Below are 19443 nucleotides of genomic sequence, written 5' to 3'. Positions count from 1 at the left end.
TCGTCGCAGCTCCCCGGTCAGGGGAGCGACGCGCGCCGGTTGAGTCATGCTAGCCGAATTGGAGACGCAGGTTCAGCCGTTCGCAGGCGTTACGCCCCAGATATCGTCGGCGTATTCCGCGATGGTGCGGTCGGAGGAGAACCAGCCGACCTTCGCGGTGTTGGTGACGCTCGCCTTCATCCAGGCCGCCCTGTCGCGCCAGAGCTTGTAGACCCGCCGCTGGGCCGCGAAGTAGGCGTCGAAATCGGCCGTCACCAGGAAGGTGTCGTGCGCGAGCAGTCCGTCCACGAATCCGCGGTAGCGGTTGGGATCGTCGGGCGAGAACACGCCGTTGCGGATCGCTTCCAGCACCTCGCGCAGGGTCGAGGACGCTTCGACCGCGGCGTGGGCGTCGTAGCCGCGGCGCTTGCGCGCCTCCACCTCCTGCGCCGTCAGGCCGAAGATGAAGATGTTCTCGTCGCCGACATGCTCCTTGATCTCGACGTTCGCGCCGTCGAGCGTGCCGATGGTGAGCGCGCCGTTCAGCGCCAGCTTCATGTTGCCGGTGCCCGAGGCCTCCATGCCGGCGGTCGAGATCTGCTCGGACAGGTCGGCGGCCGGGATGATGATCTCGGCGAGGCTGACATTGTAGTTCGGCAGGAACGCCACCTTCAGCAAGCCGCGCACGGTGGGGTCGGAGTTCACCACCCGGGCGACGTCGTTGGCGAGCTTGATGATCAGCTTGGCCTGATGGTAGCTCGCCGCCGCCTTGCCGGCGAAGATCTTCACCCGCGGCATCCAGGCCCGCATCGGCTGGGCGCGCATGGCGTTGTAGATCGCGACCGTCTCCAGAATGTTCAGGAGCTGGCGCTTGTACTCGTGGATGCGCTTGATCTGGACGTCGAACAGCGCGTCCGGGTCGACCTGCACGTCGAGCCGATCCGCGATCACCTTGGCGAGCGCGATCTTGTTGGCGCGCTTCGACTCGGTCAGGCGTTCGTGCAGGCCGGTGTCCCCGACCATAGGCAGCAGCTTCTCGAGCCGCATCGGGTCGTCGAGCAGTTCGGGGCCGACCGCGTCGATCAGGATCGAGGTCAGCCCGGGATTGGCCTGCGCGAGCCAGCGGCGGAACGTGATGCCGTTGGTCTTGTTGACGATGCGGCCGGGGTGCAGGCGATGCAGGTCGCGGAACACCGTCTGCTTCATCAGGTCGGTATGGAGCGCCGAGACGCCGTTGACCTTATGCGAGCCGGTGAAGGCGAGCTGGCCCATGCGCACGCGCCGGCCGTTCGTCTCCTCGATCAGGGAGACCGACGCCAGCAGGGCGTCGTCGCCCGGGTGGCGTTTGCGGGCGGCGTCGAGCTCGAGAGCGTTGATCAGATAGATGATCTGCATGTGGCGCGGCAGCAGCCGCTCCATCAGCGGCACCGGCCAGCTTTCCAGCGCCTCGGGCAGCAAGGTGTGGTTGGTGTAGGAGAAGGTGGCGACCGTGATCTTCCACGCCTCGCCCCAGGCGACGCCGTGAAGGTCGACGAGGATGCGCATCAGCTCCGGCACCGCGATCGCGGGATGGGTGTCGTTGAGCTGGATCGCCACATGATCGGGCAGGGAGCGAAGGTCGCCCCACTCCTCGAGATGGCGGCGCACCAGGTCCTGCAGCGAAGCGGAGGCGAAGAAATACTCCTGCCGGAGCCGCAGCTCCTGTCCCGCCGGGGTCTCGTCCGAGGGATAGAGCACCTTCGAGATCGACTCGACGCGAACACGGTCGGCCAGCGCGCCGACGTAGTCGCCGCGGTTGAAGGCGTCGAGCTTCAGCACGTCGCCGGCGCGCGCCGACCACAGCCGCAGCGTGTTGACGTGCCGCCCGCGCCAGCCGGCGACGGGGGTGTCGAAGGCCACCGCCTCGACGGTCTCGGCCGGCCGCCAGACGTGCTTCGCCGCGCCGCCCTCGTTGATCTGCTCGACATAGCCGCCGAAGCCGATGGGGTAGTCGATCTCGGGGTGGGCGAACTCCCACGGATTGCCGAAGGACAGCCAGTCCTCGGGATACTCCTGCTGCCAGCCGTCGCGCATGCCCTGGCGGAACAGGCCGTGGTCGTAGCGGATGCCGTAGCCGAAGGCCGGCACGCCGATCGAGGCCATCGAATCCATGAAGCAGGCGGCGAGACGGCCAAGGCCGCCATTGCCCAGCGCCGCGTCCGGCTCGGCGGTGCGGATGCGGTCGAGATCGACGCCGAGGCCCGACAGCGCCTCGCGGGCCACCTCCGTCAGGTTGAGGTTGTTGAGCGCGTCGAACAGCAGGCGCCCGATCAGGAACTCGAGCGAGAGATAGTAGACCCTCTTCTCCGGCTTGTTCTGCTTGGTCGCGTGGTCGACGACCCAGCGGTCGACGATGCGGTCGCGCACCGCATAGGCCGTCGCGACGAACCAATCCCGCGGGCTCGCCGTCTCCGGCGAACGGCCGACCGAGTAGGTCAGTTCGGCGAGGATTTCCTTCTGGAGCTTTTTGGCGTCGACGCCGGCGTCGGCGGTCCCGACGAGACCCGCTTCACGCACTGGACGGCGAGCGACGTCGTCGTCCGGTGGGGTCGTTGCATCGTTCATGCGAGGTCTCCCTCAGTCGCGGCGCCCGCACCGGCGCGATCGCGCCAGTCAGGCACGCACGACCTCGGCTTGGCAATGCTGCGATGCGGGATCGGACGAAAAAACTCGCCGCGGTCGCGGGGAGACGTCAGGCGCGGGCGAAGGCCACCACGTTGCCGCCAGCCGCGGTCGGCGCATCCTGCGCGGCCTCATGCTCGTCGGACGCCGCGGCGATCCGGCTGCGCAGCTCGCGCACGTCCATCAGCAGCTCGAGGCCGAGACCCAGCGGCGCGCACATCAGCGTCGTCGCGTAGACGTCGAGGGCCTGCGCGATCAGTTCGGCGTCCTGCTCCGACAACGGAACTTTGAATGTGCTCATCGACGTCTTCCCCGACGATCTGTCCGGCGGCGCGCGCAATGCGCGCGCACCGCAACGGCGATCCGGCCATAGCCGGTTCTCCCCCGAGACGCCGCCTAGAACGATTCGATTGAACCACGAAGTCGACAGATTGACATACGACGAACGGCCGGCGCGTCAGTCCGTCGCGACCAGAAGCGCGACCGGAAGCTCAGTCAATTCAGACAGTTGCAGGGCGCCGCCCGGTTCGAGCCGCCGTCCCGTCAGGCAATCGGTCAGCGTCTTTCCCGCAAGCTGTGACGGCAGGGAGACAGTCGTATCGCGCAGAGCGATGGCGTCGGGCGCGATCGACCCGTTCGCGGCCAGCCGTCCCGCGGTCGCGCGCAGACCGATTGCGACCGCTGTCTCGCCATCGAGCGAACGGGCGAAGGCGATGACGTCGCTGGCGACGGGACCATCCACCGCGAGGGGTTCGTAGGCGCCGCGGGCGAACAGAGACGGCCGCCGGGCGCGTTCGCCGAGCGCCGCGGCGATCAGCGCCTGCTTGACGGCGCCGTCGCGCCAATGGGCCGCCGCCGCGCCGGCGGTCTCGCCCCGCGCCAGCGCGTCGGCTCGGGCGGCGTAGTCGACGGGCCGCCGGTTGTCCGGATCGACCAGTGTCAGGTCCCAGAACTCCGTCCCCTGGTACGTGTCGGGAACGCCCGGAATGGTGAGCTTCAGCAGTGCCTGCAGCAGCCCGTTCGCGGCGCCGGGCGCGCCGATCCGCTCCGCGAAGGCCGCGATCGCGCGGCGGAGCGTCGGGTCGCCACCGGTTAGCACGCCGTCGAGCAAACGCCTCGCCGCGGCCTCATAGGCTTCGTTCGGGGCCGACCAATCGGTCGCGAGCTTGGCCTCGCGCATCGCCTTCAGCTGCCAGCCCGCCACGCGTTCGGCGAAGGCCGCGCAGCCCTTGGCGTCGTCCGGCGACAGGTCGTCCGGCCACGCTCCCACGAGGATCTGGAACAGGATCAGCTCGTCGGCGGCCGACGGCGCGTCGGGAGCCCGCAGCGGCTCGGCGAGCTCGCGCCAACGCCGCGCGGTCGTGATCCACTCCTCCGGAATCTCGCTCAGCACCGCGACGCGGGCGCGCACGTCCTCGCCGCGCTTGTGGTCGTGGGTCGCGGTCGTGAGCATCGCGTCGGGGAAGGCGCGGGCCCGCGCGGCGGTCCGGGCATGGAACGTCGGGACGTCGATCGCGAAGGTCGCGACGTCGAAACCGACGTCGGTGCGGGAGACAAGCTTGCCGTAACGATAGAACGCGGTGTCCTCGACCGCCTTGGCCGCGACCGGGGCTGAGAGCTGCTGGAAGCGGCGGATGGCCTTGTCGCGCAGCAGACGCTGGTCTTCGGGGCCGACCGCGCCGCCGAGCCAGCCGTCGAGCAGCTCCAGCACGCTGAGATCGGCCGGCAGGATGGATTGCCGCGCCTTCTCCATCGCCCGCTCGAACAGCGCGCGATCGGCCTCGCCGCGCGGCTCCGCAGCGTTGGCGTAGGTGCGGTAGGCGGGGAAGTGCGCCAGCAATTCGACGAGCGCCCGTCGGATCGCGGCGCGCGAGGTGTCGCGCGTGTCGTAGTCCAGCCGGGCCACCTGATGCAGCGCATGCGCCGCCTGGTCGAGCTGGGCGGAGAAAGAGCGGTCCAAAATCTCGCGGCGCGCGATCTCCTCCTCGGCATGGAAGTCCGCGGGCCGCCCGCTCACTTCGGCCCAGAACGCCGCGAGCGGGGCTTCGCCGGCGGCGTCGTGCAGAAGCGCGCTGACGTCGTCCATGAAGTCGTAGCCGCTCGCACCGTCCACCGCCCAGTCCGAGGCGAGCTCTTCGCCGGGGCCCAGGATTTTCTCGATCACGAGATAGGCGCGCTGTTCGGCGAGCGGGCCCGGCCGGTCGCGCTGGACCGCGTCGAGATGCTCGCGCAGGCGGCGCGCGTAGCCGCCGGGGTCCATCAGCCCGTCGATGTGGTCGACGCGGAAGCCGTCGATCAGCCCCTCGCCATAGAGCCGCAGCAACAGCTCGTGGGTCGCGTCGAACACGGCGGGGTCGGCGATGCGCAGGCCCGCGAGCTCGTTCACGTCGAAGAAGCGCCGCCAGTTGATCTCGTCGCCCGCGACCATCCAGTGCGCGAGCCGCCAGTTCTGCTTCTCGAGCAGGGCGTGGAAGCGCTCGCGGCCCTCGTCCGTCGAGGGATCGTAGGCCTCGAGGCCGACGTTCTCGATCTCGTAGCGGTCTTCCGGGCGCAGCGGGAACATGTGGTCGGCGTAGCGCACCACGAGGCCGCCGCGCTTGCCTTCGCGCGTGATCTGAAGGTCGCCGTTGCGCAACGCTTCGCCATAGGTCGAGCCGAGCGTGGGCAGCAGGATCTTGCCGTGGAGCGCGGGATCAGCCGGCTCCCAGTCGATGTCAAAGAAATGCGCGAACCGGCTGCCGCGCCCGTAGGTCAGAACGTCGAGCCACCAGGCGTTGTCGTCTTTGCCCACCGCCATGTGGTTCGGGACGATGTCGACGATGACGCCGAGCCCCTCCGCGCGAAGCGCCGCGACCAGCGCGCGAAAACCGTCCTCGCCGCCGAGCTCCGGGTTCACGGTCGTCGGGTCCACCACGTCATAGCCGTGCATCGAGCCCGCACGGGCCGTCAGGATCGGCGACGAGTAGAGGTGGCTGATCCCGAGCGCCTTGAGGTAACCGACCAGCGGGATTGCGTCCGCGAAGGTGAAGTCCTTGTGGAACTGCAGGCGCATCGTGGCCCGCGGGGGAGAGGGCGGGGGCGGCGGCGCTGCGGTCACGGGTCTCGTCTCCGGTTGAGGCTGGCGAGCCGGTCCTTCGCCGCCTGCACGGCGAGAAGCTCGGGGGCCGGCGCGGGGAGCCGGCGTCGCCAATTGGGGTGTTCGTCGAGGGTGCCGGGCAGGTTGGGCTGCTCGGTCTGCCCGAGCGCGTCCTCAAGCGGGACGAGCGCGAGCTTCGAAGGCGTCAAAGCGAGGAAGCTCACGGCCGCGTCGACGGCGGCGTCAGGCTCTTCTTGCGGCGGCGGAGCGCCCTCGGCGACCCGCGCCGCGACGAAGGCGGCCCACAGCTTGCTCCTGTCCTCGGCGCGCGTGGCGCGGTCGTTCGCCGCCGTTTCGCCGAACTGGTCGCCCGCGATGCCAGCGCGGAGATCGATGTCGGCCCCACGCCACCAACCGGCCGTGGTCGGCAGGTCGTGGGTCGTGGTCATCGCGAGCGCGTCGTCTGGATAATAGTCCGGCGGATAGAACCGCGCGGCGTCGCGCTCGAACTGCAGCACGCGCATGCCAGCGATTCCCGTCGCCGCGAGCCGCTCGCGGAAGCCGTCCGGCACCGTGCCGAGATCTTCGCCGACGACGACCGCGCGGTTGCGATGGGATTCAAGCGCGACGAGACGGAGCATGTCGTCGGCGGGATAGGCAAGGTAGGCCCCGTTTTCCGCGCCCTCGTTCTCGGGGACCATCCAGAGCCGCGTCAGACCCATGGCGTGGTCGATGCGCACGCCGCCAGCGTTCTTCATGCAGGCGCGCAACGTGGCGAGGAACGGCGCGAAGCCGCTCTTTTTCAGAGCGATGGGCGAGAAGGTGGCGAGACCCCAGGCCTGGCCGTCGGCGTTGAACAGGTCCGGCGGGGCGCCGACCGAGAGGCCGACCAGCACGTCGTCCTGCCGGCCCCAGGCGTGGCTGCCGCCGGCGTCCATGCCGACCGCGAGGTCGGAGATCAGCCCGATCGCCATGCCGGCCTGGCGCGCGACCTTCTGGGCCGCGGCGAAGGAGCGGTCGGCGATCCATTGCAGGAAGACGTGGAACGTCACCGTGTCGGCGTGCTCGGCCGCGAAGGCCGCGACGTCCCCGCTCGCCGGGTTCCTCAGCGCCTCGGGCCAGCGCCGCCAGCTCCATTGGCCGGCGTCGGCGGCGAAGCGGGCGCCGTGCAGCGTCTCGAACCGGGCGTGCTCCTCGAGCAGCGCGCCGCCCTCGGCGCGGAACGCGGCGAAATCCGCGGCGAGACGGCCGGGCGACGCCTCGGCGAGTTCGAAATCGCGGAAGCTGTCGTAGAGCGCGCGCAGCGTGGCGAGCTTCGCGCGAGCCGCGTCGGGCCAGTCGATCAGGGCCGCCCGCTCATGACGCGCGCGAACGCCCGAGACGCCCGCGACGTCCGAGGCCGCCGCCACCCGTTCCTCCCCGAACAGGAAGTCGGGATCGCCGTTGAGCGGATTGAGAAACAGGCGGCTCGACGGCGAGTAGGGGCCGAAATGGTGCGGGTCGGCGGTGAAGCCGGCGTGCAACGGAGACAGCGCCAGCGCGTCGGCGCCGGCGCGCGCCGCGACCTCCGCCAGCGCGGCGACGCCGCCGAGGTCACCGATCCCGCCGTCGCCGGAGCGCGTCAGCCCGTAGACCTGCGCCGCAAGCCCCCACATCCGCCGCCCGCCGCCGGCCGCGACGATGCTCAGGCCGCTCTGCGGCGCGACCGCGAGAATGGTCTCCTCGTCGCCCACCAGCAGCCGGTGGTAGCCAGGCTCCATCACGGGGCGCATCAGCGCCAGGCCATCGGAGCCCTCGCCGAGCGTCACGTCGAACGTAGCGCCGTCCTCTCGGACAAATCTGGCGGACGCCCCCACCGCGGCCTTCAAGGCGAACGGCTCGCCGACGCGGGCGGTGACGAGAGCAGGGCGCGCGGCGTCGATCGCCTCGAGCCGGTGGATCGAGTCCGCCGCCTCGGCGCCGGTTTCGCACGGCAGCCCCATCGCCTCCAGCAAGCGGCGCAGCCTGTCTGGCGTCACGGTCTGGCTGCGTCCGGTCTGGTCGATCCAGTCGACAGAGAACCCGGCGCGGCGCGCCAGCGAAAGAACGGCCTCGTCGTGATTCACGCGGCGGGTTCCAGGAGAGCGATGGTGGCGTAGCCGGGCAGCTGGCCGGAGCGCGCGGCGTCGGCGGCGCCTGGCGTGGTCTCGAACAGAACCGGGCCTTCGATCGGCGCGATCGACGCGGGCGCTTCAGCGAGGTTCAGCGCGACGGTGAGGCGCGAGCCGTCGCCCAGTTTCCAGCGGGCGAGCGCGGCCTTCGGGCCGAGCGGCTCAGCGCCCGCCGATTTCGCGCCTGGGACGCCGGGCGTGATCTTCGCGGCGCGCAGCGCGAGCAGCCTGCGGTAGAGCGCCGTCCGCTCCTCGGCGCGCTCCGGGTGCGGCTCGGGGATCGAGCGCTCGAACGTCGACGGCGCGTTGGGGTCCGGAATCTCCGCGCCGGCGAAGGCGGCGAACTTGGCGAACTCCTTGCGCCGGCCGACGCGCACGGCCTCGGCGAGCTCGTCATTGTGGTCCGTGAAGAACAGGAACGGCGTCTCGCTCGCGACCTCCTCCCCCATGAAGATCATCGGGATGTGCGGGATGAGCAGCAGAGCGGCGGTCGCGGCCTCCACGCCGCGCGGGTCGGCGAGCGCCGTCAGCCGGTCGCCGAAGGCGCGGTTGCCGATCTGGTCGTGGTTCTGCAGGAAGCTGATGAAGGCCGTCGGCGGCAGATGGCCGCTCGGCGTGCCCCGCGGCTTGCCGTCGAGATGCGGCGACGGCTCGCCCTGATAGACGAAACCTTCCGAGAGCGTCCGCGCGAGCTTCGCCGCGGCGTCGTCGGCGTAGTCCTCGTAATAGCCTTCGCGCTCGCCGGTCAGGAGCACGTGGATGACGTGGTGGAAGTCGTCGTTCCACTGCGCGTCGACGTCGCCGGCGAGATGGGACTGCTGGTTGTGCTCGTTCTCGAGGATCAGGTGGACGTGGCGGCCGGCCTCGACGGTCGAACGGACCGCCGCGGCCATCTCGTCGATCCAGTCCTGCTCGGAGATCGCGTGCACCGCGTCGAGCCGCAGGCCATCGAAGCGGTACTCCATCAGCCAGTAGAGCGAGTTCTCGGTGAAGTAGCTCCGCACTTCCGGCAGCCGGAAGTCGATCGCGCCGCCCCAAGGCGTCTGGAGATCGTCGCGGAAGAAGGTCGGCGCCGCGGCTCCGATGTAGTTTCCGTCCGGTCCGAAGTGGTTGTAGACCACGTCGAGGAACACCATCAGGCCGAGCCCGTGCGCGCGATCGATCAGCGCCTTCAACTCGTCCGGCGTCCCGTAGGCGGCGTCCGGCGCGTAGGGCAGCACGCCGTCGTAACCCCAGTTCCGCGCGCCCGGGAAGTCCGCGATCGGCATCAGCTGCACGGCGGTGACGCCGAGCTCGGCCAGCAGCGGCAGCGCCTCGGTGACGCCGGCGAAGCCGCCGAAGCAGCCGACGTGGAGCTCGTAGACCACCGTCTCCGCCCACGGACGCCCGGTCCAGCCGCCGGTCTTCCAGTCATAGCTCTTGGGATCGACCACGACGCTCCAGCCGTGGATGTCGCCGTCCTGAAAACGCGACGCGGGGTCCGGCACGGCGAGGCCGCTGGGCAGGTGAAAGCGGTAGCGGGAGCCCGCGGGTGCCGGAAGCGCCGCCGAGAACCAGCCGCCGTCCTCAGGCGCCATGGCGACGGGATCCGAACCTTCGATTTCGATACGGACCTCGGGATGCGCCGGAGCCCAGAACCGGAAGAGCGTCTGATCCGCGCCGGCTGAGGCGCCGAAAGGCAGCTTGCGTTCGAAGGCGGCGCTCAAGCGGTCATTCTCCAGTCAGGTCGTTCGGTGGAGGGGCGTGGTTCCGGCGGCGTCCGGACGACGCCACGGCGTAAAGCAGCACTGCGCTTCGGGCGGCGACCACGATCGTGTCGCCTTCGAGCGGCCGTTCGGGCGCGTCCGGCGCCGCCGTGTCGAGAAGCACCGTCGTCGGCAACGCGGGCGGAGGCGCCCGGAACGTGCGGTCGTCGGCAGTGGGATTCAGCATCAGGGTCAGGATCGGAGCGGAGCCGCCGGCGCCCCGCGTGGCGCGGCGAAGCGTCAACGTCCGTTCTCCGCCATCGTTCCAGGCGCCTGCGGTGAGTTCGAGCCCGGCTTCGTCGAACCAGGCGATGTCGAGCACGCCGGGGGCGGGCTCCTCGCGTCCGTGCAGAAAGTTCTTGCAGCGCAGGATCGTGTGCGCGGCCCTCAGCCGGATCAGGCGCGCGACAAAAGCGGTCAGGTCGCGTCCGGCCGGAGAGGCCGCGAGCGTCCAGTCGACCCACGACGTCGGGTTGTCCTGAGCGTAGGCGTTGTTGTTACCGTTCTGGGTGCGGCCGAACTCGTCGCCGGCGAGCAGCATCGGCGTACCGCTGGAGAACAGCAGCGTCGCGAGCATCGCGCGGGCCGCGCGGGCGCGAATGTCGAGAATGGCCTCGTCGTCGGTCGGGCCTTCGACGCCCCAGTTCGAGGAGTAGTTCTCGCCGTGGCCGTCGCGGTTGTCCTCGCCGTTGGCGAGGTTGTGCTTCCGTTCGTAGGAGGTGGCGTCGGCGAGGGTGTAACCGTCGTGGCTCGCCACGAAGTTGATCGACGCCCAGGGCTTGCGCGAACGCCGGTCGAACAGGTCGGACGAGCCCGCGAGCCGCGCCGCGATCTCCGGCCGCTGGCCGCCGTCTCCGCGCCAGAACCGGCGCACGCTGTCGCGGTAGCGGTCGTTCCACTCCGCGAAGCCGGGCGGATGATGGCCGAGCTGGTAGCCGCCGGGGCCGATGTCCCAGGGCTCCGAGATCAGCTTCACGCGCTGGAGCACGGGATCCTGACGGATGGCGTCGAAGAAGCCGGAGCCCGGATCGAAGCCGTCTTCCTCGCGTCCGAGCGTGACGCCGAGATCGAAGCGGAAGCCGTCGACATGGTAGGCATCGACCCAGTAGCGCAGGCTGTCCATCACCATCTGCAGCACGCGCGGATGGCTGACGTTGACCGTGTTGCCGGTGCCGGTGTCGTTGACGCAGTAGCGCCGGTCCTCCCGCGCCAGACGGTAATAGCTCGAGTTGTCGAGGCCGCGGAACGACAGCGTCGGGCCTTCTTCGCTGCCTTCGGCGGTGTGGTTGTAGACCACGTCGAGGATCACCTCGATCCCGGCCGCGTGCAGCCGGCGCACCGCGACCTTGATTTCGGTCAGCGAGCCATCCGAGAGGTAGCGCTGTTCCGGCGCGAAGAAGCCGAGCGTGTTGTAGCCCCAGTAGTTCCTGAGGCCCTGCTCGATCAGGCGCCTGTCCTGTACGAAGGCGTGGATCGGCAGCAACTCCACGGCGGTGACGCCGAGCCGCTTGTAATGCTCGATCATCTGCGGGCTGGCGAGGGCCGCGAAGGTGCCCCGCTCGTGCGGCAGGATGTCGGGGCGCTGCATCGTGAGGCCGCGCAGGTGCGCCTCGTAGATCACCGTCTCCGACCACGGCACGTTCGGCGGCCGGTCGTCGCCCCAGTTGAAGGCGTCGTCGGTGACGATCGCCTTCGGCATGCCGGGCGCGCTGTCGCGCCGATCGTAGGACAGGTCGCCGCGTGGGCTGTGCAGCCGGTAGCCATAGAGCGCGTCCGACCAGCGCACCTCGCCGGAAATCTGCTTGGCGTAGGGGTCGAGCAGCAGCTTGTTGGGGTTGAAGCGATGGCCGTGCTGCGGGTCGTAGGGGCCGTGGGCGCGGAAGCCGTAGAGCAGGCCAGCGCGGGCGCCGGCGAGGTAGCCGTGGAACACCTCGTCGGTCTTCTCCGGAAGCGCGACCCGCGCGATCTCGCGGCGCCCGGAGGGATCGAACAGACAGAGGTCGATCTGCTCCGCATTGGAGGAGAACACGGCGAAGTTCACGCCGAGCCCGTCCCAGGTCGCGCCGAGCGGGTAGGGGGAGCCGGGTTCGAGCTTCGTGGTCATGAGCCTCGGGAATGAAATCGGGACGACGGCGGAGCTTAGCGCGGAAAGCGCGCGTCCGCCGAGCGGCGCGATCCTGCCCGTCTCATTCTGACGCTTGGATCACCGTCGGTCGCGGCGGATCGGCGGGACACGAGGTCGCGCCCCCCGCCGATGCGGGGCTCAGGCGAGCCGCAGGGCGACGACGGCCAGCGGCGGCAGCGTCAGCAGCAGCGACTGCGCTTCGCCATGGCTTGCGACGTCGGTCGTCGCCACGCCGCCGCCGTTGCCCAGGTTGGAGCCGCCATAGAGGTTGGAGTCGGTGTTGACGATCTCGCTCCAGAACCCTGCGGTCGGCACGCCGACGCGATAGTCGCTGCGCGGCACCGGCGTCATGTTGGCGACCACGAGAACCGGCGGCGTCCCCTCCGGCCCAAGGCGCAGGAAGGCAAACACGGAGTTGGCGCGGTCGTCGCCGATGACCCAGCGGAAGCCCTCTGGCTCCGCGTCGCGGCCATGCAGCGCAGGATCGCCGACGTAGATGCGGTTCAGGTCGCGGATCAGGCGCTGGACGCCGGCGTGGCCAGGGTCGTCAAGCAGACCCCAGTCGACCTGATCGTCATGGTTCCATTCGCGCCCCTGGGCCACCTCGCAGCCCATGAACAGCAGCTTCTTGCCGGGATGGGTCCACATCAGCCCGAACAGGGCGCGCAGGTTGGCGAGCTTCTGCCAAGCGTCGCCCGGCATCTTGCCCAGCAGCGAGCCCTTGCCGTGCACGACCTCGTCATGGCTGAGCGGCAGGACGAACTTTTCGGAGAAAGCGTAGACGAGCCCGAAGGTGATCCCGTCATGGTTGTACTGACGGTAGATCGGATTCTGCTCCATGTAATGGAGCGTGTCGTGCATCCAACCCATGTTCCACTTGAAATGGAAGCCGAGGCCGCCTTCTTCGGTCGTGCGCGTGACGCCGGGCCAGGCGGTCGATTCTTCCGCCACCATGATCGCGCTGGACGCGCGCTCCCGCACCACCGCGTTGAGGTGCTGCAGGAACTGGACGGCCTCGAGGTTCTCGCGTCCGCCATACTGGTTCGGGACCCACTCCCCGGCGTTGCGGGAGTAGTCGCGGTAGAGCATCGAGGCGACGGCGTCGACGCGCAGCCCGTCGACGTGAAAAACCTCGATCCAGTGCAGCGCGCTCGCGATCAGGTAGTTCTGCACCTCCTTGCGGCCGAAATTGTAGATCGCGGTGTTCCAGTCGACATGGAACCCCTCGCGCGGATCAGCGTGCTCATAGAGCGCGGTGCCGTCGAAGCGGTAGAGACCGTGGGCGTCGGTCGGAAAGTGGGCCGGCACCCAGTCGACCACGACGCCGACGCCCGCCGCGTGCGCCGCGTCGACGAAGCGCGCGAAGTCCTCCGGCGCGCCATAGCGCGCGGTCGGCGCGAACAGCCCGAGCGGCTGGTAGCCCCAAGATCCCCCGAACGGGTGCTCGCTGACCGGCAGGAGCTCCAGATGGGTGAAGCCCATGCCGACGACATAAGGGATGAGCTTCTCCGCCGCGAACGCCCAGTCGACTTCGCGGCCGTCGGGCTTCATCCAGGAGCCGAGGTGGACCTCGTAGAACGACAGCGGCGCATCCGGCCGGTGGCGCGCGTCGCGCCCGGCGAGCCAGTCGCCATCGGTCCAGACATACGGCTCCGGCGAGGCGACGACGGAGGCCGTGGCCGGCGCCTTTTCGCTGGCTCGGGCGACGGGGTCGGCCTTGTCGGGCAGTCTCGCGCCGTCAGCTCCAATGATCGCATATTTGTAGCGTTCGCCCGGTCCGATGCGGGGCACGAACAGCTCCCACACGCCCGAAGGATGGCGCAGCCGCATCGGATGGCGGCGGCTGTCCCAGGCGTTGAAGTCGCCGACGACCGCGACCCGGCGCGCGTTCGGCGCCCAGACCGCGAAGCGGACGCCCGCGACCCCGTCGATCGTCAGCGCGTTCGCGCCGAGCGCGGACGCGAGCTCGAAGTGGCGGCTCTCGCCGAGCAGATGCAGGTCGAGATCGCCCAGCAGAAGTCCGAAAGCGTAAGGGTCTTCGGATTCGTGAACCACGCCGCCCGGCCAGGTGACGCGCAAAAGGTACGGATCGGCGCCGCGCACCGGTCCTTCGAACACGCCCGAGCCGTCGATCTCGGCGAGCGTGCCGACCACTGCGCCGTCCGAACGCGCCACGACCTCGGCGGCCTCGGCGCCCGGCAGCACGGCGCGCACATAGGGGCCGGCGCCGTCGTCCCGGCGCCCAAGCGCCGCGAACGGATCGGCATGCGTCCCATGCGCCAGAGCTTCCAGCGTCGCGCGGTCGAGCGTGGTCGTGAGCGTCATGCGGAATCTCCTTCGGGCGCCAGCCGAGCGGCGAGCGCGTGCAGGCCTCCGAGCGGAACGTCGATCCAGGCCGGCCGGTTCGCGGCCTCGTAGGCGATCTCGTAGGCCGCCTTCTCGATCAGGAACATGTCGAGCAGCTCCGTCGAGACGCCGCCGCCGGCGGCTTCGATGCTGGTGCGGTACGCGGACAGGAACGCCTGTTCGGCGTCGGCGCGGAAGCGCTCGAGGAACTCCTCGCGCCGCTGACCGCCCACATGGGCGGACGCCTGCTCGTTGCGTCCGACCATCGCCGCGGCGTAATCGAACGAGCGCATGACGCCCGCGACGTCGCGGAGCGGGCTCGCCTTGGCGCGGCGTTCATCGAGCGGCCGCGCGGGCTCGCCCTCGAAGTCGATGAACACGACGTCGCCGCTCGCGACGAGGATCTGGCCGAGATGCAGGTCGCCGTGAATGCGGCTGACGGTCGTGCCGACCCCCGCCTCTGCGAGGCGGCCGATCGCGGAGACGAGCGCCCCTTTCCGCGCGACCAGCGAGGCCGCGCGCCGGCCCTGCTCCTCGGCGTCCCAGCCGGGCTTCGCCTGCAGCGCGTGGAACGCGTCGTCGATCAGCGACAGCGCGCGCGTCTTCCAGCTCTCGACATCCGCGGTGGTGGCCGGACGCGGGTCGAAGTCCGGGTTCTCGCTCGGCCGCGCAAGCGTCGCGTGCAGTTCGCCAAGCCTGGTCCCAAGCGTCGCGGCGAATTCGGTGAATTCGCCGAAGCGGTGGTCCTCCGACATCGCGCCTCCGCCGCGGGCCCCGAAGTCGTCCAGCGCGCGGGTCAGGTGGTCGAGCGTCCAACTCCAGGCGTCGCCCTGATTGCGCACGAAACCCTGGACGATTGCGAGCGTGGCGCGCTGTCCGTCGGCGTCGACGCGCACCATCTCGCCGAGGAACGTCGCCGCGGCGGCGTAGCCCTGCTCGGTGAGATAGCGGCCCATCTCCGCTTCCGGGTGGCGTCCGGGGGCGATCTTGCGCAGCAGCTTGATCATCATGAGGTCGCCGGCGATCAGCGACGAGTTGGACTGCTCCGCCGACAGCCAGAGAATCTCGGCGTCGTCCGGGAGCGCGGGAATCTCGACGCCCTCCGCCTTCTCGAACCGGACCTCGCCGTTCGCGGTCGGGATCGCGGAGCCGTCCTTGAGCGCGCGGGCGATCGCGAAGGCGAAGCTTGGAAGGGCGAAGGCGTCGGTAAGCAGGTGCACCTCGCGGCCTTTGCGGACGCGCGCCAGGGCGAGCCGGCTGGGCAGAGCCGTGAGCGTCTCATCCTCGGACACGACCGCAAGCGGCAGCAGCCATCGGGTCGGCTCCGCACCGCCTGTGACCTCCACCTCCACGAGCGCGATGTCCTGCCCGCGCGACGGCAGGCGGGTCAGCGACTTAATGCGCGGAAGAATCTGCTTCTGGTCCTTCCCCGAGAACCAGCGGCGCTTGGCGAGATAGGCCGGCAGCACCGCCGTCTCGAGCGTCTTGCGCGCCTCGGTCTGCATGGCGTCGTCGACGCCGGCGCGCAGCACCAGCGTCACGTAGTCGGGCAACGGCTCGGGCGCCGGCGTGTGCCAGGCTGGCGCGGCTTGCGCGGTCGTCAGCACGAACCAGTAGAAGCCGTAGGGCGGCAGCGTCAGCAGGTAGGTGAGCTGGCCGATCGGCGGAAACACCGAGCCGGCCGTCAGCTCGACGGGCACGCGGCCTTCGAACTCCGACAGCTCAAGCTCGACCGCCTGCGGGCTGCGCCCCATGTTGGCGACGCACAGGATCGTCTCGCCGTCATGCTCGCGCAGATAGGCGAGGATGCGGCGGTTCGACGGGAACAGGAAGCGGATCGTTCCCCGCCCGAAGGCCGCGTGCTGCCGGCGCGTGGCGAGCATGCGGCGGGTCCAGTTCAGCAGCGAGTGCGGATCGCGCGCCTGCGCCTCGACGTTCACGGCGTAATAGCCGTAGAGCGGGTCCATGATCGGCGGCAGCACGTTCGACGCGAAATCGGCGCGCGAGAAGCCGCCGTTGCGGTCGATCGACCATTGCATCGGCGTCCGCACGCCGTCGCGGTCGCCGAGATGGATGTTGTCGCCCATGCCGATCTCGTCGCCGTAGTAGATGACGGGCGTTCCGGGCATCGACAGCAACAGTGCGTTCATCAGCTCGATGCGCCGGCGGTCGCGCTCCATCAGAGGGGCGAGCCGCCGGCGGATGCCCAGATTGATGCGCGCCCGCTTGTCAGAGGCGTAGGTGTTCCAGAGGTAGTCCCGTTCCTTGTCCGTCACCATCTCGAGCGTCAGCTCGTCATGGTTGCGAAGGAAGATCGCCCACTGGCAGTTGTCGGGGATAGCCGGCGTCTGGCGCATGATGTCGGTGATCGGGAAGCGGTCCTCCCGCGCGATCGACATGTACATGCGCGGCATCAGCGGGAAATGGAACGCCATGTGGCATTCGTCGCCCTCGCCGAAGTAGTCCTTGGTGTCCTCGGGCCACATGTTGGCCTCGGCGATCAGAAACCGGTCGGGATAGGTGCGGTCGAGCTCGGCCCTGATCTTCTTCAAGATGTCGTGGGTCTCGGGGAGATTCTCGTTCGACGTGCCGTCGCGCTCGATCAGGTAGGGCACGGCGTCGAGGCGCAGGCCGTCGATGCCCAGGTCGAGCCAGAACTTCATGACGCCGAAAACGGCCTTCAGCACCGCCGGGTTTTCGAAGTTCAGATCGGGCTGGTGGCTGTAGAACCGGTGCCAGAAGTACTGGCCGGCGACCGGGTCCCAGGTCCAGTTCGAGCGTTCGGTGTCGAGAAAGATGATCCGCGTGCCGGAATAGAGCGTGTCGTTGTCCGACCACACGTAGAAGTTGCGGTGCGCCGAGCCCTTCTTCGCCCTGCGCGCGCGCTGGAACCACGGATGCTGGTCGGACGTGTGATTGATGACCAGCTCGGAGATCACCTTCAGGCCGCGCTTGTGCGCTTCCTGAATGAAGCGCTTCACGTCGGCGAGCGTGCCGTAGTCCGGCGAGACGCCCTTGTATTCGGCGATGTCGTAGCCGTCGTCGAGCCGGGGGCTCGGATAGAACGGCAACAGCCAGATCACGCTTACGCCGAGGTCGGCGATGTAATCGAGCTTGGAGATCAGGCCGGGAAAGTCGCCGATGCCGTCGCCGTTCGAGTCGAAGAACGACTTCACGTGCAGCTGGTAGATGATGGCGTCCTTGTACCACGTCGGGTCGATCCCTTCGCGCGACACGACGGTTCCGCTGGGCTGCTTGAGCTCCGCGTGGGCGACCGGGGCGTTCATCAGGCTCCTCCCGAAAGGTTCGTCAGCCGCCACACGTGGAACGGCAGTTCGTTCGGATTAAGGTGGATCCGGTGCTGCTTGCCGGTGAGCGTGAACCGGTTGCCGCGCATCAGGTCCTCGACCGCGATCGTCCCCTGGTCGGGCAGGCCGAACTCCCACAGCGGAACCTCGTAAGGCGCGTCCTTCACCGTAAACGGGTCCAGGTTCACGAACACCAGCACCATGTCCTCGATCCGGCCGGAGCCGTCCTCGGCGAAGCGCGGCTTGCCGTAGTAGATCACGTGATCGTCGAAGCAGTTGTAGAACCGCACGCCGAGATGGCTGTGCAGGGCGGGGTTTTCCTTCCGGATGCGGTTGAGCCGCGTGATCTCCGGAATGATGTTGCCGGCCTGCGCCCAGTTGCGGATACGGATTTCGTACTTCTCGCTGTCGAGATACTCTTCCTTGCCCGGGAGCGGCGCGCTCTCGCAGATCTCGAAGCCGTTGTACATGCCCCACAGGCCCGACAGCGTGGTCGCGAGCGCCGCTCGGATCAGGAAGCCGGCGCGGCCGGACGTCTGCAGGAAGTAAGGGTTGATGTCCGGCGTGTTGACGAAGAAATGCGGGCGGAAGAAGTCTTTCGGCGCCGTGGTGGTCAGCTCCGTCAGGTAGTCGGCGATCTCGGCCTTGTGGTTGCGCCAAGTGAAATACGTGTAGGACTGCGAATAGCCGAGCTTCGCCAGTCGATACATCACCTTCGGACGGGTGAACGCCTCCGACAGGAAGATGGCGTCGGGATGCTCGCGCTTCACCTCCTCGATCATCCACTCCCAGAACGGGAACGCCTTGGTGTGAGGATTGTCCACGCGGAAGGTCTTCACGCCCTCCGAAGCCCAAAACAGCACGACGTCGCGAAGCGCCGCCCACAGTCCGGGGACCGCGTCGGGGCCGTAGAAGTCGACGTTGACGATGTCCTGATACTTCTTCGGCGGGTTCTCGGCGTATTTCATCGAGCCGTCGGGCCGCCATTTGAACCAGCCCGGATGGTCCTTGAGCCAGGGGTGATCCGGCGAGCACTGGATGGCGAAGTCGAGGGCGATCTCCAGACCGCTGTCCGCCGCCGCGGCCACCAGCGCCCGGAAATCTTCGAGCGACCCGAGTTCGGGATGCAGCGCGTCGTGGCCGCCGTCGGGCGAGCCGATCGCATAGGGGCTGCCGACGTCGCTGGGGCCGGGGGTCAGCGTGTTGTTCGGACCCTTGCGGTTGGTCTTTCCGATCGGGTGGATCGGCGGGAAGTAGAGCACGTCGAAGCCCATGTCCCGGATCTGCGGCAGGCGGCGGATGACGTCGCGGAAGGTGCCGTGCCGCGTCGGATCGCCGCTCTCGGAGCGCGGGAAGAGCTCGTACCAGCTCGCGAAGGCGGCCTGGACCCTGTCCACTTCGAGCCCGTAGGCGGCGCTCCGCGTCAGGAACGCGCGGTGGCCGGCGGCCTCGACGGCGGCGTGCGTCTCCGGCGACAGCAGCGCGGCGACCCGATCCGAGACGCCGAGCGCCCGCGTGGCGAGGATGATGTCCGCCAGCGCCTTCGCCGCCTGCTGGGGCGCGGTCGAGGCGATTTCCTCCAGCAGTATCAGGCCTTCGTCGGTCTCAAGGGCGACGTCGAGGCCGGCCTCCCGCTTCTTCGTCAGGTCGCGGCGGAAGGTGCCGAAGTCGTCCCACCACGCCTCGACAGCGAACTCGTGCCGCCCGATCGCGTCGGGCGTGAACGCGGCGCGCCAGCGGTCGTTCGGCAGCTCGGCCATCTCGGCGCGGCGCCAATCGCTTGCGCCGCGGGGACGCCAGACGACTTCGGCGCGCAGAACTTCGTGCCCGTCGGCGAACACGTCGGCCTCGACCACGATGCCCCGCCCGATTACGGTTTTGACCGGAAAACGCCCTCCGTCGACGGTCGGGGAGACCGCCTCGATCGCGATCCTTGGCCGGCGGGCGGCTTCGATGGCGTCGAGGGGGGCGTCGGTCATGCGTCTCTCCGCGGTCATTCGGTTTGTGACGGCTTTGGGTGTGCAGCAGCGGACCCATAGGTCGGTCAGCGGTT

General features: G+C 69.1%; 9 protein-coding genes. All 9 read right to left on the bottom strand.

Annotated elements, in window-relative coordinates; translation table 11 throughout:
* Positions 1 to 72: 72 nt before the first annotated feature.
* A complete protein-coding gene (locus PKE78_RS16300) occupies positions 73 to 2583 on the bottom strand; it encodes a glycogen/starch/alpha-glucan phosphorylase (RefSeq protein WP_271201953.1) in 2511 nt (836 codons plus the stop codon).
* 127 nt (positions 2584 to 2710) lie between these two features.
* On the bottom strand, positions 2711 to 2941 hold the full coding sequence (locus PKE78_RS16295; RefSeq protein WP_271201952.1) for a hypothetical protein: 231 nt from the start codon (positions 2939 to 2941) through the stop codon (positions 2711 to 2713).
* Positions 2942 to 3097: 156 nt separating this feature from the next.
* Positions 3098 to 5737, bottom strand: coding sequence for a malto-oligosyltrehalose synthase (gene treY, locus PKE78_RS16290; RefSeq protein WP_271201951.1), 2640 nt, complete (start codon positions 5735 to 5737; stop codon positions 3098 to 3100).
* Positions 5734 to 7821: a 4-alpha-glucanotransferase gene (gene malQ, locus PKE78_RS16285; protein WP_271201950.1), complete on the bottom strand. Its 2088-nt coding sequence runs from the start codon at positions 7819 to 7821 to the stop codon at positions 5734 to 5736. The genes treY and malQ overlap by 4 nt, the downstream gene beginning before the upstream one ends.
* The gene (treZ, locus tag PKE78_RS16280; RefSeq protein WP_271201949.1) at positions 7818 to 9572 is read right to left on the bottom strand and encodes a malto-oligosyltrehalose trehalohydrolase; all 1755 of its coding nucleotides are present in this window, start codon (positions 9570 to 9572) and stop codon (positions 7818 to 7820) included. Before treZ ends, malQ begins: the two co-directional genes overlap by 4 nt.
* A 4-nt stretch (positions 9573 to 9576) precedes the next feature.
* Positions 9577 to 11715 carry a glycogen debranching protein GlgX gene (glgX, locus tag PKE78_RS16275; RefSeq protein ID WP_271201948.1) on the bottom strand — a complete coding sequence of 713 codons (2139 nt, stop codon included), beginning with the start codon at positions 11713 to 11715 and terminating at the stop codon, positions 9577 to 9579.
* Between the two features lie 159 nt (positions 11716 to 11874).
* On the bottom strand, positions 11875 to 14061 hold the full coding sequence (gene glgB / locus PKE78_RS16270) for a 1,4-alpha-glucan branching protein GlgB (protein ID WP_271201947.1): 2187 nt from the start codon (positions 14059 to 14061) through the stop codon (positions 11875 to 11877).
* Positions 14058 to 17369 carry a maltose alpha-D-glucosyltransferase gene (treS, locus tag PKE78_RS16265; protein ID WP_271201946.1) on the bottom strand — a complete coding sequence of 1104 codons (3312 nt, stop codon included), beginning with the start codon at positions 17367 to 17369 and terminating at the stop codon, positions 14058 to 14060. Before treS ends, glgB begins: the two co-directional genes overlap by 4 nt.
* Complete coding sequence (locus tag PKE78_RS16260; RefSeq protein WP_271201945.1) at positions 17369 to 19369, bottom strand: alpha-1,4-glucan--maltose-1-phosphate maltosyltransferase; 2001 nt, start codon at positions 19367 to 19369, stop codon at positions 17369 to 17371. Before PKE78_RS16260 ends, treS begins: the two co-directional genes overlap by 1 nt.
* Between the last annotated feature and the right edge of the window lie 74 nt (positions 19370 to 19443).

Source organism: Methylopila turkensis (assembly GCF_027922325.1).
GTDB lineage: Bacteria > Pseudomonadota > Alphaproteobacteria > Rhizobiales > Methylopilaceae > Methylopila > Methylopila turkensis.
The sequence above is the reverse complement of the archived record's forward strand: the minus strand, read 5'-3'. Positions and strand labels throughout refer to the sequence as shown.

Coding starts and splice junctions, on each gene's coding strand:
- PKE78_RS16300 (WP_271201953.1), bottom strand. CDS start 2,583: ATGAACGATGCAACGACCCCACCGGACGACGACGTCGCTCGCCGTCCA.
- PKE78_RS16295 (WP_271201952.1), bottom strand. CDS start 2,941: ATGAGCACATTCAAAGTTCCGTTGTCGGAGCAGGACGCCGAACTGATC.
- glgX (WP_271201948.1), bottom strand. CDS start 11,715: ATGACCACGAAGCTCGAACCCGGCTCCCCCTACCCGCTCGGCGCGACC.
- glgB (WP_271201947.1), bottom strand. CDS start 14,061: ATGACGCTCACGACCACGCTCGACCGCGCGACGCTGGAAGCTCTGGCG.
- treS (WP_271201946.1), bottom strand. CDS start 17,369: ATGAACGCCCCGGTCGCCCACGCGGAGCTCAAGCAGCCCAGCGGAACC.
- PKE78_RS16260 (WP_271201945.1), bottom strand. CDS start 19,369: ATGACCGACGCCCCCCTCGACGCCATCGAAGCCGCCCGCCGGCCAAGG.